The sequence below is a fragment of the Jiangella anatolica genome (genome assembly GCF_003236295.1).
Lineage (GTDB): Bacteria > Actinomycetota > Actinomycetes > Jiangellales > Jiangellaceae > Jiangella > Jiangella anatolica.
In genome coordinates, this window is the sequence record NZ_POTW01000057.1 from 20,535 (window position 1) to 43,844 (window position 23,310).

23 protein-coding genes and 1 pseudogene are annotated in these 23,310 nt (G+C 72.5%); 11 read left to right on the top strand and 13 right to left on the bottom strand.

Translation table 11 applies throughout. From position 1 onward, the window contains the following. Genes C1I92_RS20930 through C1I92_RS20940 form a run of 3 tightly spaced genes read right to left on the bottom strand, consistent with a single transcriptional unit; the run spans position 1 to position 2,892 of the window. On the bottom strand, positions 1-801 hold the full coding sequence (locus C1I92_RS20930) for a carbohydrate ABC transporter permease (protein WP_111256592.1): 801 nt from the start codon (positions 799-801) through the stop codon (positions 1-3). Then, positions 794-1,720, bottom strand: a complete 927-nt coding sequence (locus C1I92_RS20935; RefSeq protein WP_111256593.1) for a carbohydrate ABC transporter permease — start codon at positions 1,718-1,720, stop codon at positions 794-796. The genes C1I92_RS20930 and C1I92_RS20935 overlap by 8 nt, the downstream gene beginning before the upstream one ends. Then, positions 1,717-2,892: an ROK family transcriptional regulator gene (locus C1I92_RS20940; protein ID WP_111256594.1), complete on the bottom strand. Its 1,176-nt coding sequence runs from the start codon at positions 2,890-2,892 to the stop codon at positions 1,717-1,719. The genes C1I92_RS20935 and C1I92_RS20940 overlap by 4 nt, the downstream gene beginning before the upstream one ends. A 133-nt stretch (positions 2,893-3,025) precedes the next feature. Between C1I92_RS20940 and C1I92_RS20945 the strand changes: the two genes are divergently transcribed. Continuing rightward, positions 3,026-3,427, top strand: a complete 402-nt coding sequence (locus C1I92_RS20945; protein ID WP_111256595.1) for a hypothetical protein — start codon at positions 3,026-3,028, stop codon at positions 3,425-3,427. 13 nt (positions 3,428-3,440) lie between these two features. On the opposite strand, the gene C1I92_RS20950 is transcribed toward C1I92_RS20945, so the two are convergent. Then, positions 3,441-5,009: a DEAD/DEAH box helicase gene (locus tag C1I92_RS20950; protein WP_199521440.1), complete on the bottom strand. Its 1,569-nt coding sequence runs from the start codon at positions 5,007-5,009 to the stop codon at positions 3,441-3,443. Positions 5,010-5,312: 303 nt separating this feature from the next. Here C1I92_RS20950 and C1I92_RS20955 point away from each other — a divergent pair, with 303 nt between their 5' ends. Then, complete coding sequence (locus C1I92_RS20955; RefSeq protein WP_111256597.1) at positions 5,313-5,810, top strand: cupin domain-containing protein; 498 nt, start codon at positions 5,313-5,315, stop codon at positions 5,808-5,810. Between the two features lie 288 nt (positions 5,811-6,098). On the opposite strand, the gene C1I92_RS20960 is transcribed toward C1I92_RS20955, so the two are convergent. From C1I92_RS20960 to C1I92_RS20970, 3 genes are all read right to left on the bottom strand, one after another. Next, complete coding sequence (locus tag C1I92_RS20960) at positions 6,099-7,166, bottom strand: fatty acid desaturase family protein (protein WP_111256598.1); 1,068 nt, start codon at positions 7,164-7,166, stop codon at positions 6,099-6,101. A gap of 185 nt (positions 7,167-7,351) precedes the next feature. Beyond that, positions 7,352-8,557 (bottom strand): sensor histidine kinase, encoded by a 1,206-nt coding sequence (locus C1I92_RS20965; protein ID WP_111256599.1) that lies wholly within the window; start codon positions 8,555-8,557, stop codon positions 7,352-7,354. Next, complete coding sequence (locus tag C1I92_RS20970) at positions 8,554-9,225, bottom strand: response regulator transcription factor (protein WP_111256600.1); 672 nt, start codon at positions 9,223-9,225, stop codon at positions 8,554-8,556. Before C1I92_RS20970 ends, C1I92_RS20965 begins: the two co-directional genes overlap by 4 nt. Positions 9,226-9,366: 141 nt before the next feature. Between C1I92_RS20970 and C1I92_RS20975 the strand changes: the two genes are divergently transcribed. The 5 genes and pseudogenes from C1I92_RS20975 to C1I92_RS35895 form a co-directional block, all read left to right on the top strand. Then, positions 9,367-10,056 carry a GNAT family N-acetyltransferase gene (locus C1I92_RS20975; RefSeq protein WP_158564220.1) on the top strand — a complete coding sequence of 230 codons (690 nt, stop codon included), beginning with the start codon at positions 9,367-9,369 and terminating at the stop codon, positions 10,054-10,056. Beyond that, positions 10,053-11,054: a hypothetical protein gene (locus tag C1I92_RS20980; protein WP_111256602.1), complete on the top strand. Its 1,002-nt coding sequence runs from the start codon at positions 10,053-10,055 to the stop codon at positions 11,052-11,054. Before C1I92_RS20975 ends, C1I92_RS20980 begins: the two co-directional genes overlap by 4 nt. Before the next feature lie 72 nt (positions 11,055-11,126). Next, complete coding sequence (locus C1I92_RS20985; RefSeq protein ID WP_111256603.1) at positions 11,127-11,522, top strand: GntR family transcriptional regulator; 396 nt, start codon at positions 11,127-11,129, stop codon at positions 11,520-11,522. Next, complete coding sequence (locus C1I92_RS20990; protein WP_111256604.1) at positions 11,519-12,406, top strand: ABC transporter ATP-binding protein; 888 nt, start codon at positions 11,519-11,521, stop codon at positions 12,404-12,406. The genes C1I92_RS20985 and C1I92_RS20990 overlap by 4 nt, the downstream gene beginning before the upstream one ends. 41 nt (positions 12,407-12,447) lie before the next feature. After that, positions 12,448-13,008: pseudogene (locus C1I92_RS35895) on the top strand (ABC-2 membrane transporter-related protein); the annotation flags it as partial. A 244-nt stretch (positions 13,009-13,252) separates the two neighbouring features. Here the strand turns inward: C1I92_RS35895 and C1I92_RS20995 are convergent. The 3 genes from C1I92_RS20995 to C1I92_RS21005 are packed head-to-tail and all read right to left on the bottom strand — an operon-like array spanning position 13,253 to position 15,599. After that, a complete protein-coding gene (locus tag C1I92_RS20995; protein ID WP_199521438.1) occupies positions 13,253-14,089 on the bottom strand; it encodes an SMP-30/gluconolactonase/LRE family protein in 837 nt (278 codons plus the stop codon). A 29-nt stretch (positions 14,090-14,118) separates the two neighbouring features. Then, on the bottom strand, positions 14,119-14,706 hold the full coding sequence (locus C1I92_RS21000) for a YdcF family protein (RefSeq protein ID WP_111256606.1): 588 nt from the start codon (positions 14,704-14,706) through the stop codon (positions 14,119-14,121). A gap of 59 nt (positions 14,707-14,765) precedes the next feature. After that, on the bottom strand, positions 14,766-15,599 hold the full coding sequence (locus C1I92_RS21005; protein WP_111256607.1) for an alpha/beta fold hydrolase: 834 nt from the start codon (positions 15,597-15,599) through the stop codon (positions 14,766-14,768). Positions 15,600-15,708: 109 nt separating this feature from the next. Between C1I92_RS21005 and C1I92_RS21010 the strand changes: the two genes are divergently transcribed. Beyond that, complete coding sequence (locus C1I92_RS21010; RefSeq protein ID WP_111256608.1) at positions 15,709-16,215, top strand: CGNR zinc finger domain-containing protein; 507 nt, start codon at positions 15,709-15,711, stop codon at positions 16,213-16,215. A 76-nt stretch (positions 16,216-16,291) separates the two neighbouring features. Here C1I92_RS21010 and C1I92_RS21015 read toward each other — a convergent pair whose 3' ends face one another. Next, positions 16,292-16,702, bottom strand: a complete 411-nt coding sequence (locus C1I92_RS21015) for a VOC family protein (RefSeq protein ID WP_111256609.1) — start codon at positions 16,700-16,702, stop codon at positions 16,292-16,294. Between the two features lie 82 nt (positions 16,703-16,784). Between C1I92_RS21015 and C1I92_RS21020 the strand changes: the two genes are divergently transcribed. After that, positions 16,785-17,285, top strand: coding sequence for a gluconokinase (locus C1I92_RS21020; RefSeq protein ID WP_369124124.1), 501 nt, complete (start codon positions 16,785-16,787; stop codon positions 17,283-17,285). A 241-nt stretch (positions 17,286-17,526) separates the two neighbouring features. After that, positions 17,527-19,995 carry a transglycosylase domain-containing protein gene (locus C1I92_RS21025; protein WP_111256611.1) on the top strand — a complete coding sequence of 823 codons (2,469 nt, stop codon included), beginning with the start codon at positions 17,527-17,529 and terminating at the stop codon, positions 19,993-19,995. Here the strand turns inward: C1I92_RS21025 and C1I92_RS21030 are convergent. Continuing rightward, positions 19,976-21,322 carry an FAD-dependent oxidoreductase gene (locus C1I92_RS21030; protein ID WP_111256612.1) on the bottom strand — a complete coding sequence of 449 codons (1,347 nt, stop codon included), beginning with the start codon at positions 21,320-21,322 and terminating at the stop codon, positions 19,976-19,978. The two genes, C1I92_RS21025 and C1I92_RS21030, sit on opposite strands and share 20 nt — an antisense overlap. 60 nt (positions 21,323-21,382) lie before the next feature. After that, a complete protein-coding gene (locus C1I92_RS21035) occupies positions 21,383-22,168 on the bottom strand; it encodes a GNAT family N-acetyltransferase (protein ID WP_111256613.1) in 786 nt (261 codons plus the stop codon). A gap of 176 nt (positions 22,169-22,344) precedes the next feature. On the opposite strand from C1I92_RS21035, the gene C1I92_RS21040 reads away from it, so the two are divergent. Beyond that, on the top strand, positions 22,345-23,310 hold a 966-nt coding region (locus C1I92_RS21040; protein ID WP_146605221.1), incomplete at its 3' end, for an MFS transporter.

Here is a 23,310-nt window from a genome sequence, read left to right on the forward strand (position 1 = left end):
TCACTTGAGCCCGGAGCGGGCCACGCCTTGGATGACGTACTTCTGCGCCGCCAGGTAGAGCACGGCGATCGGGACGATGCTGATCACGGAGCCGGCCATCACCACGTCCCACTCGGTGGTGAACTGGCCGTGGAGGGTGGACAGACCGAGCGGCAGCGTCATCAGCTCCGGCGAGCGGATGACGACCAGCGGCCAGAGGAAGCTGTTCCAGCTGGACATGAACGCCAGGACGGCGAACGTGGCCAGCGCCGGGCGGATCAGCGGCCAGACGACGGAGACGAAGATGCGCAGGTGCCCGGCGCCGTCGATCGTCGCCGCCTCGTCCAGCTCGATCGGCACCTGCGCGACCGCCTGCCGGAGCAGGAACACGCCGAACGCCGACGCGATCGACGGGGCCAGCAGCGCGGCGTACGTGTCGACGAGGTTCAGCTCGCGCATCTCGATGAACAGCGGGACGACGAGCACCTGCATCGGCACCATGAGGGTCGCGAGGTAGACGAGGAACAGCGCGTTGCGGCCGGGGAAGTTCAGCCGGGCGAACGCGTACGCGGCCATCGCGCTGGTGACGAGCTGCAGCAACGTCGAGGCGACGGCGATCCAGAGGCTGTTGGCCAGGATCCGCCAGAACGGCATCGCGTCGAGCAGCGTGCGGTACGCGTCCAGGCCGGGGTCGTCGGGGACCAGGTCCGGTGTGCCCAGCCCCGCGCCCGGCGTGATCGACGTGATCAGCGTCCAGGCGAACGGGAACAGCATGACCAGCGCGCCGGCCGTCACGCCCAGGTAGAGGAGTGCTCTACGCATAGGTCACCCACCTGCGCTGGCCGCGGACCTGCACGATCGTCACGATCAGGACGACGACGAACAGCAGCCACGACAACGCCGACGCGTCGCCGGCCCGGCCGTAGCGGAACGTCAGGTCGTAGATCTGCTGGACGACGACCTCGGTCGAGCCGGCCGGCCCGCCGCCGGTCATCACGTACACCTGGTCGAACACCTGGAAGCCGTTGATCAGCGAGATCACCACCACGAAGAACGTCGACGGCGACAGCAGCGGCAGCGTCACGTAGCGGAAGCGCTGCCACGCGCTGGTCCCGTCGACCCGCGCCGCGTCGTACAGCTCACCCGGGATCGCCTGCAGCCCGGCCAGCAGGATGATCATGACGAAGCCGAGGTCCTTCCAGGCCGACGCGAGGATCACCGACGGCATCGCCCACGTGGGGTCGGTCCACCAGCCCGGGCCGTCGATGCCGACCAGTCCGAGCAGGTGGTTGACCAGGCCGTTCGCCGGGCTCAGCAGCCAGCGCCACAGCAGCGCGACGACGACCCAGCTCGTCACGACCGGCAGGAAGTAGGCCGCGCGGAACACGTTGCGTCCCTTGAGCGCGGTGTTGAGGGCGAGCGCCGCGGCCAGCCCGAGCAGGTAGACCAGCGGCAGGTAGCCGGCGATGTAGCCGAGCGTGTGCCCGAACGCCGCCCACGTGCCGCCGTCGGTGAGCAGGTCGCGGAAGTTGTCCAGGCCGACGAACTCCATCGGCGTGATGAGGTTCCAGTCGTGCAGCGCGACCCACAGCGAGCTGACCATCGGGACCAGCGTGAACAGCGTCAGCGGGACCAGGCTCGGCGCCAGGAACAGCGCGACGATGCCCGCGTAGCGCAGCCGGTTGCCGCCGTAGCGCAGCGTGTTGCGGTTGCGCCGCCGGCTCGGCGTCCCACGGTTCATGGCAGCTCTCCCGCGAGCGCGCCGCCGAGCCGGGCTCGCACCAGTTCGCCCTGGCCGCCGGTCGCGCCGGCCGCGTCGTACGGCGTCGCGAGGACCAGCGCCGCGGCGCCCAGCGCCCACGACGTGTCGTCCCAGGACTCGACGACGACGGGGACGCCGCGGCGCGACGCCATCAGGTGCGAGCGCAGGCTCGGCTCGAACCCCGGCCGCCACTGCTCCCAGGCGCGGGTGCCCTCGCCGAGTACGATCACGACCTCCGGGTCCATGACGTTGATGAGCCCGGCGACGCCGCGGCCGAACAGCTCGCCGGCCGCCGCGTAGATCGTCGCGTCGGGTGCGTCGAGGCCGGCGTCGCGGGCGGCGCGGAGCAGCCCGTCCTGCCCGACCGACGCCTCCAGGCAGCCGGTGTTGCCGCAGGAGCACTGGGGGCCGTCGGGCCGGACGGGGAAGTGGCCGAACTCGCCGGCCCCGCCGCCCGCGCCGCGGTAGACGCTCCCGTCGACGACCAGCCCGGCGCCGACGCCGCGGCCGATCGTCACGACGAGGAAGTTCCGGTGCTCGCGGCCGCGCCCGTACAGCCGCTCGGCGACGGCGAGCGCGTTGACGTCGTTCTCGACGAGGACGGGTACCGGCAGCGCGGCCCGCAGCCGGGCCCCGAGCGCGAGGCTGCGCCATCCCAGCGTCGGCGCGTCGACCGCCCCCGTCTCCTGGTCGTCGACCGCGCCGGGAACGCCGATGCCGATGCCTAAAACCGGTGCAGCGGTCTCGTCGGCTGTGTCGTTGCTGGACTCGTCGACGAGCGGCCGCAACAGGTCGACCAGCCGGTCCGGCGCGTCGGCCGCCATGGCGTCGAACGGCCACTCCCAGGACTGCCGCACCTGCCCGTCCAGCCCCACGTCGACGACGGCGACGTGGTCGGCCGCGACCTTCGCGCCCAGCGCCCGCCCGGCCGACCCGACCAGCCCCAGCAGCACGGCCGGGCGCCCGCCGCGAGACGGCCGGTGCTCGACCTCGGCGACCAGCCCGCGCGCCACCAGGTCCTTCACGATCTGGGTGACGGTGGCCGGGCTCACCCCCAGCATCCGGGCGATGTCGGTCCTGCTCAGCGGGCCGGACGTGCCCAGCGCGGCCAGCACGGCCGAGCGGGTGAGGTCACCGCGGGGAACGGGCATCCGGCACTTCCTTCACGACTAAAGTTAGTCATAAAGAAACACCTGCGACATCGCCGTGTCAAGTGGTCGCGGTCACCGGCAGGATGTCCGGAGGAGCACCGAGCGCCGCTCGGCGGCAGAAGCGGAGTATCCGATGAGCACGAAGACTGTGGCCGAAAAGCTGCTGATCAAGCCCGGCGCGTCCGTTTGGCTGTCGCACCCGGACCGGCGCGGGCTGCTGGACCCGCTGCCCGCCGACGTCCGGATGGTCGCCACTCCGGCGGGCGCCGGAGTGGCGGTCGTCTTCGCCGACCATGCCGCCTCGGTTCGGGAGCTGCTGTCGCGGCATCGCGATGAGGTGACGGCGTCGCCCGTCGTGTGGATCGCCTACCCGAAGGGCGGGCGTACGGACATCAACCGCGACACGCTCTGGCCGATCGTCGCCGAGTTCGGCCTGCGTCCCAACGGTCAGGTCGCCGTCGACGAGGTGTGGTCGGCGCTGCGCTTCCGCGCGTCGAAGCCTGGCGAGCCGCCGTTCACCGGCGGCGCCACCTAGCCGGTCGGACCGGTCAGCGCCGCCGCAGCGACGCGGAGAAGGAGCCGGCGGTCGTGGAGCTCGACCGCTGGCCGCCGGACCCACCGGCCCGCCCCGTTCCGCCGTTCCGGCCGGAGCCGCCCGAACGCCCGGAGCCGCCCGAGCGCCCGGACCCGCCGGCCGTGCGGCCGTTCGCCCGGTCGGTCGCCCGGTCGGTCGAGCCGCCGTTCGCCCGGCCGCCGCGGCCCGAGCCGGCGGTCTTCGTGCCGGTCGTCTCGCCGGAACGGCCGGCCGAACCGCCGCGCCCGCGCCCGCGGCGGCGCCCGCCGGCCGGACGGTCGCCGTCATCGGCGCCGCTCCGACGCGACGGCGTCGTCGCCGACGTGGGCGGCGGCGGGGTGACGAAGGGCGCCTTCGGGCCGGTGAGCGCCTCGATGGCGGGATGACCGGCCGTCACCCGCGTGATGGTCGGCGTGATGCCGGCCTGCCGGGCCAGGGTCCGCACGTCGGCGGTCTGGTCCGGGGTCATGACGGTGACGACGACGCCCTCGGCGCCGGCCCGGGCCGTACGGCCGGAGCGGTGCAGGTACGCCTTGTGCTCGGCGGGCGGGTCCACGTGGACGACCAGGTTGATGTCGTCGACGTGGATGCCGCGCGCGGCGATGTCGGTGGCCACGAGGACGCGAGCCGTGCCGGCCGAGAAGGCGGTGAGGTTGCGCTCGCGGGCCCGCTGGCTGAGGTTGCCGTGCAGGTCGACGGCCGGGATACCGGCGGCCGTGAGCGTCTTCGCCAGCTTCTTCGCGCCGTGCTTGGTCCGGGCGAACAACAGTGTGCGGCCGAGACCGGCCGCCAGCTCGTGCACGACCTGGCCCTTGCCGGCCGCCTCGACCGCCATGACGTGGTGCGTCATGGCCGAGACCGGCGCCACGGCGGGCGCGGTCGAGTGCATGACCGGGTTGGTCAGGTACCGGCGGACCAGCAGGTCGATGCCGTTGTCGAGCGTGGCCGAGAACAGCAGCCGCTGGCCGCCGCGCGGCGTCGCGTCGAGCAGGCGACGTACCGCGGGCAGGAACCCGAGGTCGGCCATGTGGTCGGCCTCGTCGAGCACGGTGACCTCGACGGAGCCGAGGTCGCACTGGCCCTGCGCGATCAGGTCCTCGAGCCGGCCGGGGCAGGCGATGAGGACGTCGACGCCGGCGGACAGCGCCCGCACCTGCGGCCGCTGCCCCACGCCGCCGAACACGGTCGTGACGGTGAGCCCGACGGCGTCGGCGAGCGGCCGCACGGTGGCGGCGACCTGGTTGGCCAGCTCGCGGGTCGGTACGAGGATGAGTGCGCGCGGGCGACCGGACCGCCGCGGCGTCCGCGAGGCGAGCAGGCGGGCGACCGTCGGGATGGCGAACGCGATGGTCTTGCCGGAGCCGGTCTGCCCGCGGCCGAGCACGTCGCGCCCGGCAAGGGTGTCGGGGAGGGTTGCGGCCTGGATCGGGAACGGCGTCACGATGCCCTCGGCGGCCAGAGCGGCGACGATCGGGGCGGGGACGCCGAGCTCGGCGAGCGAGCGGTCGTCGGGGGCGGCGGTGGTGTGCACCGTCGCGAGCATGGTGTCCGGCGCGACGGCCGGATGGGTCGCCGTTGCCGGAACCGGCCGGCGGCGGTTGCGCGAGCGACGGCGCGCGCTGTCGGCGGGCGACCTGCGGGTGTCTGTGGGCACGAACGTCCTTCCGAGGACGTGGAGGGAGTGGCCGGTCACGATTGGACGCCCGCTCATCTGGAAGGGGAACCTGCGCCCGTAGCGGCGCCTCGCACTCGACCTCGGGGCGTGTGCGCACGCCCCAGCGGTGCCTAGTCTGCCTTATCGGGCGCGCGGTACCAACTGGATACTCACCGAGACCGGAGGAACGACATGAGCTTCCCGCCCTATCCGCCCACCCGCTACGACGGCGAGACCGGCGAGGTCGACGTCCAACTGCGGCGGGCCGACACGCCGCCGGAGGTGACCTACTCCTCCGGCGTGACCGTCGACTACCTGGCGACGGGCGCCTCCACCGGCGGCGACTTCGGGCTCTACCGCTGGACCTTCGGCCCGGGCGAGTCCGGCCCCGGCCCGCACTTCCATCGCACCATCACCGAGTCGTTCTACGTGCTCACCGGTGCGGTCAGCCTCTACAACGGGACGACCTGGATCGAAGCCGGAGTCGGCGACTTCCTGCACGTCCCACCGGGCGGCGTGCACGGGTTCAAAAACATCCTGGGCGAGCCCGCGTCGATGCTGCTGATGTTCACGCCGGGGGCGCCGCGGGAGGACTACTTCGAGACGCTGGCGGCGGTGTCGAAGGGGCTGGAACTGAGCGACGAGGAGCGCGCGGAGTTCTATCTCCGGCACGACAACCATTGGGTCTGAGTTCGCCGCTTGGCGACAGTGGCTGGGCCCCCTGCTGTTTCGATTGTCGGGGGCGCGGTGACGCGCCTCAAGTCCAAGCGCGGTGGGGTGCTGTGGGTGGGTGGTTGGGGCGCTTGGACTTGACCCGCGTCACCGCGTCCCCGCTTCAACAGCATCAGGGGGCCGCCCGGAAAATGGCCCCGGCTCAAAGGCCCGCTGGCTGTTTGCGGCCCGCTGGCCTCTCGCCGCTCGCTGTGGTGGGCCACGGGCTCCGCCGTGTTTCTGGCCCGCCGGCCTCCTCTGGTGCTGCTAGGTCCGGTACTGGGCGGTGAGCGGACACTGGAACGGATCCCGCGCCCGCAGCCCCACGTCGTTCAGGTACTGCACGACGATCCGGTAGGACCCCAGCAGTGACGTCTCGGTGTAGGCCACCCCATGGCGTTCGCAGAACTCGCGCACGATCGGCTGGGCGCGGCGCAGGCTGGGGCGCGGCATGCTCGGGAACAGGTGGTGCTCGACCTGGTAGTTGAGGCCGCCCATGGCGAGGTCGGTGACCGGGCCGCCCTTGATGTTGCGGGACATGAGCACCTGGCGACGCAGGAAGTCGATCTTCATCGACGCCGGGACGATCGGCATGCCCTTGTGGTTGGGGGCGAACGCGCCGCCGAGGAGCACGCCGAACAGGCCCATCTGGACGCAGAAGAACGCGATGGCCTTCCCCGGCGGCAGGACGATGAACAGCGCGGCCAGGTAGCCGCCGAGGCGGACGGTGACGAAGAGGATCTCGACCCAGCGGTGCTCCAGGCGCTCCCGCCGGGCGATGTTCTGGATGCTGTGCGCGTGCAGCGCGATGCCTTCCAGCAGGAGCAGCGGGAAGAAGAACCAGCCCTGCCGGGCCGCGAACCAGCGCCCGACCGGGCCGCGCTGGTGCAGCGCCGCCGGCGAGAACGCGAGGACGCCCGGCGCGATGTCGGGGTCGGAGCCCTCCTTGTTCGGGTTGAGGTGGTGGCGGGTGTGCTTGCGCATCCACCAGCTGTAGCTCAGCCCGGTGAACAAGCCCGAGATGACGCGTCCGGTCCACTCGTTCCAGCGGTGCGACGCGAAGATCTGGCGGTGCGAGCCCTCGTGGCCGATGAAGCCGAACTGGGCCAGGACGACGGCGAGCGCGGCGGCCAGCAGCAGCTGGTACCAGGAGTCGCCGAGCATGGCGAAGCCGATCCAGATGGCGGCGAACGCGGCGACTGTGCCGAGCATGAGCGTCCAGTAGTACGCGTACCGGCGCTTGAGCAGGCCAGCCGCCTGAATGATCTTCGAGAGCTCGGCATACGCGCTGACGTGCCGTTCTCGGGGCGACGCGAGCGCAGGCGAACTCTCCATGGCCGTGGTCATCAAAGGGGCACCCTTCTGGTGATCGCGGCCGCTCTCGGCCGAGGCGTCACAACTGTGACGTCGTTGCTGCGAGAACGGCTCCGTCGGGATGGAGGTTCCGGCCGCTGCTCCGAAATGTACCCGCTGCCATCAGCCGGAAACGACTCAAGGTGTGCCCATCGGGCACGACCGGCTCAGGGCGCCGCGGGGAACGACAGGGTGACGGTGGCGCCCTCACCTGGACGGCCGTCGATCGTCAGCGTGCCGTCGTGGGCATGCACGATCTCGTCGACGAGGGCCAGACCCAGGCCCAGCCGGGGATGGCCGTTGCCGTTGCCGCCGGGACCGCGGCGGAACCGCTGGGTCAGCTCGGCCGCCAGCTCGGGATCGAGGCCGTCACCGTTGTCGATGACGCTGATGCGGACGGTGCCGTCGGACCCGGACAACCCGAGGGTGATGGTGCCGCCGCGGGCGACGTGGTCCATCGCGTTGTCGACGAGGGCGGCGACGGCGCGGCGGAGAGCACTGGGGACGCCGGCGACGACGTGCGACTCGGTGGGGTCGCTGTCGACGACGAGGTCGACGCCGGCGTGACCGGCCGTCGCCGAGAACGAGTCCTTGACCTGGGTGGCGACCCGGGCGAGGTCGACCCGCTGCCGCGCCTCGGGCCGGAACTGCAGCTCCGCCGACAGCAGCATGTCGTTGACGATGTCGTTGAGCACGCGGGCGTCGTCGACCAGCTGGTCGATCTCCTGCCGCTGGTCGTCGTCGGCGGTGGGGCGACGTTGCAGCAGCTGGGCGCGGGTGTGGAGGATCGCCAGCGGGGTGCGCAGCTCGTGACTGGCGTCGGCGACGAACCGGCGCTGCGAGGTGAGCGCGTCGCCGAGCGGGCGGACGGCGCGCCGCGCCACCAGCCAGCCCAGCCCGGCCGCCGCCAGCACGCCGGCCACGCCGGTGAGGATCGACAGCCGGGCCAGCCGCTCGGTCTCCTCCTCCTGCTCGGTGAAGTTGGTGCCGGCCACGACGCGTCTGCCGTCGACCTGGGCGACGTACATGAGGAATGGGGCGTCGCACAGTTCGACCCGGCTGGCGCCGCTGGGCAGGCCGTCGGCGACGGCCTCGGCGTCGGCCAGCGAGCAGCCGGGCGGCCGTCCGTCGACGGCCATCAGTGTGCCGCCGGGCGCCCGCTCGCCGTAGGTGGCGGCGTCGGCGACCTTGCCCTCCAGCTTGTGCTCGGTCGCCTCCAGCCGTTCCTGCCGGCTGAGCGAGTAGACCAGCGCGATGACGACACCGATGACGATCGCGACGGCGACGGCGGTCTGCGCGGCGACGACGATCGACGCCCGGCGCAGCAGCCGGCGGTCGGCGGGCGCGGACGGTTCCGTTCGGCGGCGGCTCACGCGGACCCCATCCGATAGCCGAGGCCGTGGATGGTGCGGATCACGTCCCGGCCGAGTTTCCGCCGCAGATAGTAGACGTAGGTGTCGACGGCGCCGGGGCTGTCCGCGTCCTGGAAGACCTGCCGGCGCAGCTCGTCGCGGGTGAAGACCTGCGACGGGTGCGCGGCGAACAGCTGCAGCAGCTCGTTCTCGCGCCCGGACAGCTCGATCGGCGCGGCGCCGCCGCCGAGCACCCGCCGCGCGGCGACGTCGAGATACCGCTCGCCCAGGTCGAGCCGGGCCGACGTGTCGGTGTGCCGGCGCAGCAGCGCCCGCAGCCGGGCCAGCAGCTCGTCGATCTCGAACGGCTTGACGACGTAGTCCTCGGCGCCGGCGTCCAGGCCCTCGACGCGGTCCTCGGTGGTGCCGCGCGCGGTCAGCACCAGGATCGGCGTCGCGACGCCGCGGGCGCGCAACCGGCGGACCAGGTCGACGCCCTCGATGGCGGGCAGCCCGCGGTCGATGACCATGACGGCGTACGTGCGCGTCAGCGCGTGGTGCAGGCCGGACTGGCCGTCGCGGGCGACGTCGACCGCGTAGCCCTCGCCGGTGAACAGCCGGTCCAGCAGCGCCGCGAGCTTCGCGTCGTCCTCGACCAGCAACAGCGCCCGGTCCTGGTCGCCTGTCATGACCTCGATGGTCGCACGGGTGCTCTGAGGTTCCTCTGAGATCGGCGCCGAACGATGGAATCCGGAAAGACCCCACCTGGCGACAACTCAGCCGCCGGGTGGCGCGTCTATCACGACAAGGGGCCGGTCGCAGAGAGGCTGATGATGAGCACCGAGTGCGAGATCGAGGTCCGGACCGCCACCGTCGGCGACCTGCGCAGCACCGCGGCGCTGCATGTGGCGGAGTTGCCGCACGGCCTGTTCCCCCGGCTCGGCGACGGCTTCGTGCGCCGCTGGCACCGGGCCCACCTGACCTCCCCGTACGGCGTCGCGCTGGTCGCGACGTCCGGCGGCGACGTCGTCGGGTTCGCGCTGGGCAGCACCGACCGGCCGGCCAACGTCGGGTGGATCCTCGCCCACCACCGGCGCGAGCTGCTGCTGGCCGGGCTGCGCGCGCTGCTGGCCCGGCCGGTGCTGGCCGCCGGCTTCGTCCGCACGCGTGGGCCGCGCTACGCCCGGCGGCTGCTCGGACGGGGTGCGGCGCCGGCCCGGGTGGCCGGCAAGGGCGACGTGCCGGAGGCCGGCTTCGGCTCGATCGCGGTGCTCGAGGCGATCGTCGTCGCACCGGACCGGCAGGGCCGTTCGATCGGCGCTACGCTGGCCGAGGCGTTCCTGTTCGACGTCGCGGCGGCCGGCGTCGACCGCGTCGAACTGGTCACCAAGGCCGGCGCCGCCGGCGCTGCCGGCTTCTACGAGCGGGCCGGCTGGCATCGGGTCGGCGCACACGTCGACCGCGACGGAGACGAAGTGATCACCTACCGCATCGATCCCCGGTTCGTGCGAGCTCGATGACCGATCGCAGGGTCGGCCGCCGCGCCTTCCTGGCCGCGGCAGCGGCGGCCGTCGTGGCGGGGTGCGGTGCGGACGAGCCACCGCCGTCCGATCCGCCGTCCCCCAGTCCGACCCCCAAGCAGCCGGCGGGTCCGGCGTCAGATCCCCCGTTACTGACCCCGGACCTGCCGGCGTCGGCGCCGTGGCAGCCCGGGGCGAACGAGATCTCGCCGGAGGTCAAGGTGGCGGCGGTGCGAGTGCTGGAGGCGCTGGGCACCGTGCCCGACGGCGTCCCCGTCAGCCCCGCAGCCGATCGGCTGACCGCCGCCGGCGCCGCGCCGGCCCTGGAAGGCTTCGCCGGCCCGCTGCTGCCGCCCGTCGCGCCCGCCGTCGCGCAGCTCGTCTACGCGCAGTACGGCGGGCTGGAGCGCACGACCGCCAGCGTCATGGCGATCGTCAAGCAGACCTGGGCCGACGGCGACAATCTGGGCGAGCGGGTGGTGACGGTGGACGTGCGGCTGGCGAAGTCCGGCTCCGGCTGGGCCGTCACCGAGCTGCGGCCCGTGGCGCCGGTTCCGGACGCGGCCGCCGGCCTCACCGGGCCGGCCGCCGAGCTGGCCGGCAGCGACCGGGTCCAGCTGCCGAACGCCGCCGTCGCCGACCTCGCCGGCGGCATCGTCGACCCGCGTGTCGTCGCGGCGTTGCTGCAGCTCGCGCAGGCCTACCAGCTCTCGGTGTCGGTGTTCCGCAACGGCCATCCGGAGAACGTGTTCGGCACCGACCGGCAGAGCAACCACACCCGTGGCCGGGCCGTGGACATCTGGGCGGTCGACGGCCGGCCGATCGTGTCGATGGCCAAGGACGATCCGTTCCTGCTCGACTTCCTCGCGGCGGTGCGGGCGACCGGCAGCGACGAGATCGGCGCACCCGTCGACCCGGACGGCGGCCCCGGCGGCGACTACTTCGCCGACGACCTGCACCGCGACCACGTCCACCTCAGCTTCGAGCGCGCCGCCTGACGTAATCGACCGTTGACGCCGCTGCGGGACCCCTGCTTTACTAGTTTCATAGGAAAGCAGGGGAGGACTCTCGTGTTCGTATTCCAGCTCGACAGCACGTCCGGGGTTCCGCCGTATCTGCAGCTGGTCCATCAGGTGCGGCAGGCGATCACCGTCGGCTACCTCAGGGAGGGCGACCGGCTGCCGCTGATCAGGGAGGCGGTCGAGCAGCTCGCCATCAACCCCAACACCGTGTCCAAGGCCTATCGCCAGCTCGAGCACGAGGGTCTGGTCGATCCGAGGCCTGGCGTCGGGACGTTCGTCGCCCGCGCCCCTGACGTCACGGTGTCGCCGGCGCAGTACGCGAAGCTCCGGCGCGGCCTGGAGCGATGGCTGCGCGAGGCCGAGGCCGCCGGGCTCGACGACCATGCCATCGGCGCGCTGCTGGCCATCGTGCGGCGGGACGTGGCCGAGGAAGGTGCGGCATGAGCGCGGCCATCGTCACCCGGGAACTGGGCAAGCGATACCGATCGCGGTGGGCGCTGCGGGACTGTGACCTCGAGTTGCCGGCCGGCGCCGTCATCGCCCTGGTCGGGCCGAACGGCGCGGGGAAGACGACGCTGCTGCAACTGCTCGTCGGATTGCAGCAGCCGTCGGCCGGGTCGGTCTCGCTGTTCGGCCGGCCGGAGCCGGGCGGGTCGGCGCAGGCCTTGGCGCAGGTGGGCTACGTGGCCCAGGACCATCCGATCTACCGGCGGTTCCGGGTGTCGGAGCTGCTGCACCTGGGCCGTTCGCTCAACCCGGGCTGGGACCAGGACCTCGCCGAGCGACGCATCGAGGAGCTCGGCATCCCGCTGCGGCAGCGCACGGGCCGGCTCTCCGGCGGCCAGCAGGCCCAGGTCGCCCTGGCGCTCGCCCTCGCCAAGCGGCCCAAGCTGCTGATCCTCGACGAGCCGGTGGCCAGTCTCGATCCGCTGGCCCGGCGCGAGTTCCTGCAGGTCCTGATGGCCACGGTGGTCGACGAAGGCCTCACCGTCCTGCTCTCGTCGCACAACGTGGCCGAGCTGGAGCGCGTCTGCGATCACCTGGTCGTCGTTGCGGACGGTCGCGTCCAGCTCGCCGGCGACGTCGAGGCACTGCTCGGCGAGCACCGTGTGCTCACCGGCCCGAGCGGCGGACTGCCCGACGGTCCGGGGATGATCCACGTGGACCGGGCCGACCGGCATGCCCACATCGTCGCCCGGATCGGGGACGCCGAGCCGATGCCCGGCTGGGCGGCCCGGCCGATCGGCCTCGAAGAGCTCGTCCTCGCCTATCTGCGGCAGGCCCGGGATCCCCGGCCCGTCCCGAGCGAACTGGAGCTGAGCAAATGATCTGGGTGGCCTGGCGCCAGCATCGCGGCGAGTTCCTCGGTATGGCGATCCTGCTGGCGGGTCTCGGTGTCCTGCTGCTCACGCACGGCGTCGCGATGCACGATGCGTTCGATCGCCTGGGGCTGCGCGAGTGTCAGCTGGTCTTCCTCGCCGACACCGATCAGGCCTGCATCGATGCGGTGATGGCCTTCGAGGCCGACTACGCGGGCCTGCCGCAACAGTTCGCCTCCTGGCTGCCGTTCCTGCCGATGGTCGCCGGCATGCTCATCGGGGCGCCGTTGCTGGCCCGCGAGTTCGAGCAGGGCACCTGGCAGCTGGCCTGGACCCAGGGCGTGACCCGGACCCGCTGGCTGGCCACGAAGCTCGGCGTGGTGTTCGGCGTCGTCCTGGTCGCCTCGGTGGTGTTCGCCGCCGGCCTGAGCTGGTGGTTCGAGCCGGTGGACATCCAGCGGTTCTCGCCGGCGACGTTCAACCACGCGGTGCTGGTGTTCCCCGCCTATGTGCTGCTCGGGGTGGCGATCGGCGTCCTGGCCGGCGTGCTCTTCCGCCGTGTCCTCGTGGCGGCTGCCGTCACCATCCCTGTCTATCTCGCGCTGCGGCTGCCGATCGAGTTCGGGCTCCGTCCGCGGTATCGCGAGCCGCTGACGTCGGATGACCCGGCGGTCATCTCCCATGGCTGGCCCATCGAGGACCTCACCATAGGCCCCGGCGACGGGTTCCCGTCGGTGCGGTACCAGCCGGACGACCGGTTCTGGCAGTTCCAGCTGATCGAGACCGCGATCCTGCTCGGCATCACCGTGCTGCTGCTGGCGATCGCCTGGCGACTCGTGCTCGGTCGCGGCGCGGTCAGGGCCGGCCGGCTCCAGGCGCGGGCGCCGGGTAGGAGACCAGGCGCCCGGTCGGCTCCGGCGGCGGCGGTCCGTCCCCGTGCTGCCCGACCACGTACAGCCGCGGGTCGTCGCCGCGACTGAGCGTGCAGGCGAACGCGCCGCGGTCGGACTCGACGGTCGCCAGCACCTCGCCGCCCTCGCGCACCCGGACGCAGCGACGATTGCCGACGTCGGCGTACCAGACCGCTCCCTCGGCGTCGAGGCAGATGCCGTCCGGGTGGTCGCCGGGGGTCTGCGCCCACACCCGCCGGTCGGTGAGGCCGCCGTCGGCGCCGATGGCGAACGCGGTGAGCCGGTTGGCGTAGGACTCGGCGACGATGAGCGTGCCGCCGTCGGCGGTGATCGCCATCCCGTTCGGGAACGCGAGGTCGCCGGCGACCCGGTCCACCCGGCCGTCCGGCGTGACGCGGACGACCAGGCCCGGCGCGAACTCGCCGCCGGGGAAGTCGAAGCCGATGCCGTTGACATAGGCGTCGCCCCGCTCGCTCACCACGATGTCGTTCCACGGGTGCTCGGAGAAGCCGGCGAGGTCGGCGTGCGGGACCAGCGATCGGTCCGGCTCGCGGCGGAGCACCCGGCGATGCGCGGAGTCGACCACCAGCAGCCGCCCGTCGGGCAGGAAGTCGATGCACATCGGGAACGACTCGACCTTGGCCATCACCTCGTGCCGGCCGTCGTCGTCCACCGCGACGACCCGCTGGGCGCCCCAGTCGGAGAACCACACCCGTCCGTCATGCCAGCGCGGCGACTCGCCGAACACGATCCCGTCCATCAGCACCTGCGGTTCGCTCATGCCAGACAGACCGGCGGGTGCGGCCGAACTCATCGCCGGCGGTCGAGGCGGCGCAGCCGGCGCCGTCCGTGCACGGCGAGGGCCGGCTTCAGCAGGATCCACTCCCCGAACCGGTAGTCCGCGCCGCGAACCAGCCGCCGGGCCAGCTCGGGCGCGATGCGGTGCAGGTAGGCGCGGCCCTTCTCGGCGTGCAGGGGGTGCGAGACGATCGCGATCCGGTCGGCGTCGGCGATGAGCGGCACGGCGTTGCGGATGTTCTCCCAGGTGGTGCGGCTGGCCGGCTCGAGCAGTAGCTCGCCGTCGTAGCCGCGCTCGCGCGCGTACCGGGCCATCAGCTCGGCCTCGCTGTCCGCGCCGGCGGTGCTGCCACCACACATGACCAGCACGGACGGGCCCAGCTCGGGCCGCCGCGAGCGCAGCCCGGCGCGGACCCGCCACCGGTTCATGACGTTGGCCCGCGGACCCGCGTCGCGGTAGCCGAGGACGACGACGGCCTCGCGTCCCGGCCGGGTGGCGGGAGCGGCGCCGAGGCGGCGGCGGGATGCCCGCCAGTGCTCGTACTCGCCCCAGAGCAGCACGGCGGCCGCTCCCCAGGCGAGCGTCCGTGCCAGCGTCATCCCCCGACCCTATGGAGGGGCGGCCGCACGCTGCGCGCGGCCGCCCCTCGCTGGTGACGTCACTTGCGCAGGAACGCGAGCAGCGCCTCGTTGACCTCGTCGGCGTGGGTCCAGAGCAGGCCGTGCGGCGCGCCCTCGATCTCGACGTAGTCCGCCTCCGGGAGGCGCTTGGCGAACTCGCGGGCGGTCGCGTCGATCGGGAGGATCCGGTCGGCGGTGCCGTGGAGGATCAGCGCCGGCACGTCGACCTTCTCGATGTCGGCGCGGAAGTCGGTCAGCCAGCTCTGCACGACGGCGGACGAGGCGTACCAGGAGGCGCCGGCGGCCACGGTCCAGCTGGCCCGCACCGCGGCCTCGCCGATGCGGCTGCCGAGGTTCTCGTCGAGGTTGTAGAAGTCGCTGTAGAACTGGTCGAACCACGCGTAGCGGTCGGTCTTCGCGGCCTGCTCGATGCCGGCGAACACGTCGGCCGGCACGCCGGTCGGGTTGTCGTCGGTCTGCAGCAGGAACGGCTCCAGCGACGCGAGGAAGGCGGCCTTGGCGACCCGCTCGCTGCCGTACGTGCCGAGGTAGCGGCCCACCTCGCCGGTGCCCATCGAGAACCCGGCCAGCACGACGTCGCGCAGGTCGAGCGTGTCGAGGACGGTCTTGAGGTCGGCGGCGAACGTGTCGTAGTCGTACCCGGTCGTGGGCTGGCTGGACCGGCCGAAGCCGCGGCGGTCGTAGGTGATGACGCGGTAGCCGGCCTCCAGCAGCGCGGCCGACTGCTTCTCCCACGAGTGGCCGTCGAGCGGGTAGCCGTGGATCAGCAGGACGGGCTGCCCGGTGCCGTGGTCCTCGTAGTACAGGTCGATGTCGGTGGAGTTCTCGGTCCCGACGGTGATGTACGGCATGGCGCTTGCTCTCCTTCTAACCGGTTCGATCGGACGTGGCGGTTATAAGAGCGATCGAAGCACGGATATTCCAACCCGTCAAGAGCCGGGAGGAGGTTAGAATGTCGGCATGGAGCCGATGCTGCTCGACCTGGTGAACTCGCGGATCGTCTACCCCGACGGTCCGCGCGACGAGCTGGGCACGGACGCGGCCGCCCGCGACTGGCTTCGCTCGCGCGGATACGAGGGCACCCGGACGGAGATCGCCGACGCGCGTGAGGTGCGGGCGGTGCTGGCCGCGGTGATCCGTGGCGAGACGTCGACGGCCGCCCTGGCGCCGTGGGTCCAGGTGATGCGCCGGTCCGCCCGGCTCACCGGCGACGGGCTGAGCTGGGAGGACGACGTGCCGCCCGGGCGCCGCGTGGGCGCGCGCGCGGTCGAGGAGTGGGCGTCGCTGCAGGGGCCGGACGGGTCCCGGATCCGCCCGTGCGCCGCCGCGGACTGCCAGCACTTCCTGGTCGACCACAGCCGGGCCAACGCGCGGAAGTGGCACTCGATGGAGATCTGCGGCAACCGCGCCAAGGCCCGCCGGCACTACGCCCGCTCGAAGGAGACGGCCGCCGCCGAGGGGAGTTGATCACGTTAAGTGGGCTGCCTCCCACTTCCCCGGGGATGCATGCCTGGTGAAGCGGGAGCACTCCCACTTAACGTGATCAACTCCCGTCGCCGAGTTCGGTGAAGAGGGTGAGCTGGAGGCCGCCGGGGGCGTCGAGGCGGGAGTTGAGCGAGTCCCACGGAGTGCGGGTCGGCTCGGCCAGGACCGTCGCGCCGCCGTCGGCCAGTCGCCGGGTGGTGGCGGCGGAGTCGTCGACCTCGAGGGCGACCCGGATCTGGCCGGCCACCCGGCGGCCGACCTCGACGCGGTCGATGAACTCGGCCTGGTCCTGGTCGACGATCTCGATGGTCGCGCGGCCGGCGCCGAGCAGGATCACGCGGCCGTCGGGCGAGGAGAAGTCGGCCAGTTCGGGCAGGCCCAGGACGTCGCGGTAGAAGCGGACCGCCTCGTCGTGGTCGGGGACGGTCACGACGAGGCGCAGCTCGCGCACGGGCGGGGTGTCGGTCATGGTCCCAGTCTGGACAGGCCCGGCGCCGGCGGCCAGGGCGTGTGATGCTGGGCGCGTGACCCTCCAGCCCCACCTCGTCGTCATGGGCGTGTCCGGCTCGGGCAAGACCACCGTCGCCACCCGGCTCGCCGACCGGCTCGGCCGGCCGTTCGCCGAGGCCGACGACATGCACCCGGCGGCCAACGTCGCGAAGATGGCGGCGGGCACGCCGCTCACCGACGAGGACCGCGCGCCGTGGCTGGCCACCGTGCGTGACTGGCTCACCGCTGAGGCTGAGCGCGGCCGCAGCGCCGTCGTGACCTGCTCGGCGCTGCGCCGGCGCTACCGCGACGTGCTGCGCGGGGCGGCCGGCGGCGTCACGTTCGTCTTCCTCGATGGCGACCCGGAGCTGCTGGCCGAGCGCATGCGGCGCCGGAAGGGCCACTTCATGCCGCCCAGCCTGCTGGAGTCGCAGCTGGACACGCTGGAGCCGCTGGAACCGGACGAGGACGGCGTGCGGGTGCTCGTCGACGGCACGCCGGACGACGTCGTCGCCGAGGCGCTGCGCCGGCTGGGCGAGCGGGCGCCTCGTCACGCGCAGTGATGTAGCCCGCACTTCGGTTTCGACCCTGGTACGAACCGGGTATACCGGGTCGGCGGGCAGGGCGCGGCGAATCGTGGTCTCCGCTCGCGGGGGTGGCGGAGAACGTCGCTGCGCCGTGCCCGTCCCCGGGCGGGCAGCGGCGGCGGGCAGGTGACCGGCGGCACGGAACTCCGCGCCCCTCCCCGGCCGTCTTCTCAATGGCACGAGCGACCCAACCGCGCAACGTACCATCGAAGACGTCATGAGCACGGAACCCGAACCCGAGAACTCAGAGACCACCGACAGCACGGACCGCTCGGACAAGAGCGCCCGTTACCGAGCCGGCCGCAAGAAGCGGACCGGCTGGCGCCGCGTCTTCAACTGGAAGGTGTTCGGCTTCACCGTGCTCGGCATGTTCCTGCTGTTCGCGGGGGCCATCGGGCTCGCGTTCGCGATGATCGACGTGCCGGAGCCCAACGACTTCTCCACGTCCGAGGCGACCATCGTCTACTGGGACGACGGGCAGACCGAGCTGGGCCGGTTCAGCGCCGAGAACCGCGAGATCGTCGGCATCGAGGAGATGCCCGAGACGCTCCAGCAGGCGGTCGTCGCGGCCGAGGACCGCAGCTTCTACGAGAACTCCGGCTTCTCCCTCACCGGCATGGCCCGGGCCGGCTGGGACGCGCTGCGCGGCTCGTCCAGCGCCGGCGGCGGCTCGACCATCACCCAGCAGTACGTCAAGAACTACTACCTCACCCAGGACCGCTCCTACACGCGGAAGCTGCGCGAGCTGGTCATCTCGGTGAAGATCGACGCCGACGTCGACAAGGACCAGATCCTCGCCGACTACCTCAACACCATCTGGTTCGGCCGCGCCACGTACGGGGTGCAGACGGCGTCGCGGTCGTACTTCGGCGTCGACGTCGCCGACCTCGACCTCGCACAGAGCGCTGCGCTGGCCGCGATCCTGCGCTCGCCGACGCTGTACGACCCGACGCTCGGCCCGGAGAACGCGGAGCGGTTCGCGCAGCGCTTCCAGTACGTCATCGACGGCATGGTCACCACCGGCGCGATCGACCAGGCCACCGCCGACGCGACCGTGCCGCCGGAGGTCCTGCCCGAACAGCAGGTCAACCGGTACGGCGGCCCCAACGGCTACCTGCTGATGATGGTCCGCAAGGAGCTCATCGCGATGGGCTACGACGAGCAGGAGATCGAGACCGGCGGCCTGCGCATCACGACGTCGTTCAACGCCCAGGCACAGGCCGCCGCGGTCCAGGCGATCGAGCAGGAGCGGCCGACCGAGGACGCCGACGGCGTGCACATCGGCCTCGCCGCGGTGCGGCCCGGCGACGGCGGCGTCGTCGCGGTCTACGGCGGGCCGGACGCCGTCGAGCAGAGCTACAACGACGCCGTCGACGCGATCCCGCAGGCCGGCTCCACCGTGAAGCCGTTCGTGCTGGCGGCGGGGCTGGAGGACGGCTACTCGCTGCGCAGCAGGTTCTGGGGCAACTCGCCGTTCGACCCGCCCGAGCTCGGCCCGCCGGTGAACAACCAGGGCAACGAGGACTACGGCCGCAGCGTCACGCTCGAGCGGGCGATGGAGCGCTCCATCAACACCGCGTTCGTCGACCTGGCCATGGAGATGGGCCCGGACAAGGTCGTCAACGCGCTGGTCCGGGCCGGTTTCCCCGACGACGAGCAGCTCCAGGCGAACCTCAACCCGCGCGTCGCGATCGGCATCGGCGGCGTCTCGGCGCTGAACATGGCCAACTCGTACGCGACGCTGGCCTCCCAGGGCCTGCACGCCGACACCTACACCGTCCGGCAGATCGTCGACCGCGACGGCGCCGTCGCCTACGAGCACCAGCCGGCCGCGGAGCGGGTGTTCGAGGAGGACGTCACGGCCGACGTCACCTACGCGCTCACCGAGACCGTCGACAACGGCACCGCCGAGGCCGCGCAGGACCTCGACCGCCCGGTCGCGGCCAAGACCGGCACGCACGACGACCTCACCGCCTGGTTCAGCGGCTACACCCCGCAGCTGGCCGCGTCCGTCGTCTACTTCCGCGGCGACGGCACCGACTCGCTGGACGGCGTCGGCGGCATGGACCACTTCAGCGGCGGCGCCTACCCGGGCCGCACCTGGACGACGTTCATGCAGGCCGCGATGGAGGGGCTGCCCGAGGAGGACTTCCCGGAGGCCGCCAACATCCGCGAGGAGAACGACACCGGCGGTAACGGCAACGGCAACGGCAACGGCAACGACCGTCCGGAGCAGAACGACGACGACAACGGCGACGAGGGCGGCAACGAGGCCACCCGGCCGCCGAGCGACGAGGACGGCGAGACGCCGCCGCCCACCGACGAGACCGGCGGCGACGAGACCGGTGGCACCGAGGCCGGGACCGAGACGGGCGGCGACGAAACCGGCGGAACCGAGACCGGCGGCACGGAGACGGGCGGCACGGAGACCGGCGAGACCGAGACCGGCGGCGTCGAGACCGGCGAGACGGAGACAGGCGGGACGGACACCGGCACCGACACGGGCACCGAGATCGGGACGGAGATCGGCACGGAGACCGGGACGGAGATCGGCACGGAGACCGGGACGGAGACCGGCGCCGAGACCGGCACGCCGAACCCTGACGCGCGGGCCGGCCAGGCCGTGGTCGTGCTACTCGGCGCCGGCGCCCTGGCCGCCGGCGGGCTCAGCCGGCGGCGTCGATGACCTCGAGGGCGGCGACCAGGTCGTGCACCACGATCGGGTCGCCGCCGGCCGCGTCGCCGGCCGCCTTCTCGTGCGCCTCCAGCCGTAGCCAGTCCGCCCACGTCACGACCCGCACGTCGCGCTCGGCCAGCAGCTTGTCGACGGTGTCCGGCTCGCCCGCCCGGCCCGGCAGCGCGTCGAGGTCGGCCAGCACCGACTCGGCGACCTCGTTGGCGTCGCCCCGGTTCGTCGCGATGACGCCGGTCGGGCCGCGGCGCAGCCAGCCGGTGACGTAGACCCCGGCGGTCACCTCGCCGCCGGTGAGCACCCGTCCGTCCCGCGACGGCACCGTGCCGCTTCGGTCGTCGAACGGCAGCCCGGGGATGGGCGTGCCGTGGTAGCCGATGGCGCGCACGACCAGTTGCGTCGGCAGCGTCAGCGCCGGCGCGTCGCCCCGGTTCGAGGCCAGCTCGATGCCGGTGACGGCGGTCTCGCCGAGGATGCGGACCGGCTTGCGCCAGTAGTGCAGGTGGATCCGGCGGGCCGCGCCGGTGGCCGGCCGCTCGGACCACTCGCGGCACACGTCGACGGTGACCTTGGCGTGCCGGTCCTGCGCGACGGCCTCCTCGTCGGCCGGCCCGAGCACGAGGTCGGCGGGGTCGACGACGAGGTCGACACCCTCCAGCGCGCCCAGCTCGTGCAGCTCCGGCGACGTGAACTTGGCCTGCGCCGGCCCCCGTCGCGCGACCAGGTGGACGTCGGTGACGGTGCTCGCGGCCAGCGCGTCGACGACGTGGCGCGGCATCGATGTGGTGCGAAGCGTGGCGGCGTCCTTGGCGAGGATGCGGGCGATGTCCAGGGCGACGTTGCCGGCGCCGATGACCGTCGCGCTGGTGAGGCCGGCCGGCAGCTCGACGGGGCGCGCCTGCGGGTGGCCGGTGTACCAGGCGACCAGCTCTGACGCGCCGTACGAGCCGGGCAGCTCCTCGCCGGGGATGCCCAGCCGCCGGTCGCCGAGCATGCCGGTGGACACGACGACGACGTCGTAGCCGGCCCGCAGCTCGTCGACGGTGACGTCGCGGCCGACGCTGACGTTGCCGAGGAACCGCACCCGCGTGTGCTCGAACCCGCGCGCCAGCACCCGGGAGATGTTGCGGGTCTTCGGATGGTCAGGCGCGACACCGTAGCGGACCAGTCCGTACGGCGCGGGCGCGGCCTCGAACACGTCGATGCGGTCGAACCGCTCGCTCTTGACCAGCGCCGCCAGGGCGTACAACCCGGCCGGCCCGGCCCCGACGATGGCGGCAGCGCGGCCGGCCGCCCCGGATCGACTCCCGTCGTCCTCCATCTCACCAACGTATGCCGTCGGCGCCCGCCCGCACCAGAGCCCCGCCGCCGCTCGGAACGATCACTGATCAGGTTCGTGTGCCGACTCGTACAGATCGATCGTGCAGTACTCCCGGAACCCGAGCCGGGCGTAGACGGACCGCCCGGCTGCCGAGGAACCCAGGACGGCGTACTCGATGCCCGTGACCTCCCGAAGAGCGGCGTACGTCATCGAAGCTCCGATCCCCCGACGCCGCTTCTCCGGCACGGTCATCACGAAGTACACGCCCGCGACCCCTGCGGCCAGGTACACGGTCGCGGTCGCGACCGGCTCCCCGTCGAGCCGGCCCAGATAGTGCCGCCACGGATCGGTGAGCCCCAGACGGCGGTAGACGTCCGCAACCCAGCGCGCCTCCTTCTCGCCCTCGCCGAACCCCCGTCCCAGCGTCGCCTCCCACACCGCCAGGTGTTCCGCGCGTTCAACGCGGCTCACCTCGAGCCCGGTTCCGGGCGGCTCCACCAGCTCGGACAGGTGGACGGCCATCCCCGGTTCGCTGCCGCCGCGCACGAACCCGGCGTCGAGAAGACGCCGGCCAAGATCGATCGGGCGCATCGACGGACCGACATGCCAGCTGCCCGGCACGCCCCGTTCCGTCAACAGACGCTGGAACTCGGAGATCGCGTGGTCCGCATCCGCCGCCGCGAGATCGGCCGCGACCACCGCGTTGTGGTAGTCGAGCGGCGATCCGCCGACGGTCCAGCGCACGCGATCATCGTCTCGTTGCTGACCACCGCCGGCCGCGCCCATGGCCAGCAACAGCTCGGCGGCGTTGTTCTCGATCGCCCGCACCGGTGCGACTTCGTCCATCACGTCAGTCTCGTACCTCGCCTGCGTCGTGCGACACACCATTTCCCGGGATCTCACCGGCGTGGCGGCGGCGGGGTGAGGAGACGTTGACACGGGCGGGCTGGTTAAGGCACCTCGACTTAATACCGCGTTCCTAGCGTCGGCGTCGGAGTCAGGACCCCGACCCGGAGGACGTCATGACAAACACGCCCACGATCGTCCGGCCAGCGCCGTCCCCGCCCGCACGGCGGGGTGGACGGTGGATCGACCACTGGGAGCCGGAGGACGAGACGTTCTGGCAGCGCACCGGCCGCTTCGTCGCCCGCCGGAACCTCGTCTTCTCGATCTTCGCCGAGAACGTGGCGTTCTCGGTGTGGACGCTGTGGAGCATCTCGTCGGCGCTGCTGGTCGCGCACTACGGCTTCGGCTTCTCCGCCGCGCAGATGTTCTTCCTCGTCGCGGTGCCGAACCTCGTCGGCGCCGTGCTGCGGATCCCCTACACGTTCGCCGTCCCTCGCTTCGGCGGCCGGAACTGGACGGTGGTGAGCGGCCTGCTGCTGCTCGTGCCGACGATCCTGCTGGCGGTGGCCGTCGGCAACCCGGGCACGCCGTACTGGGCGTTCCTGCTCATCGCGGCCACCGCCGGGTTCGGCGGCGGGAACTTCGCGTCCAGCATGACGAACATCAGCTTCTTCTACCCGGACCGGTCGAAGGGGCTGGCGCTCGGGCTGAACGCGGCCGGCGGGAACATCGGCGTCGCGATGATCCAGCTCGGGCTGCCACTGATCGTCGGCGCCGGCGGCCTGTTCGGGCTGGTGGGAGCGAGCGCCGCCGGCGTGGACCTGGCGCGGGCCGGGTGGGTGTGGGCGGCGCTCGGCGTGGTCGCGGCGGCCTGTGCGTGGTTCTTCATGGACAACCTGTCGGTGTCGCTCGCGACGTTCCGCGAGCAGATCAGCGTCGTGCGGCACCGCCACACCTGGATCGTGTCGTGGCTCTACATCGGCACGTTCGGCTCGTTCATCGGCTACTCGTCGGCGTTCCCGCTGCTCATCCAGCTGCAGTTCCCGGAGGTTCCGGCGGCGAACTACGCGTTCCTCGGCGCTCTGATCGGGTCGGTGGCGCGGCCGTTCGGCGGCTGGCTGGCCGATCGGGTGGGCGGGGCG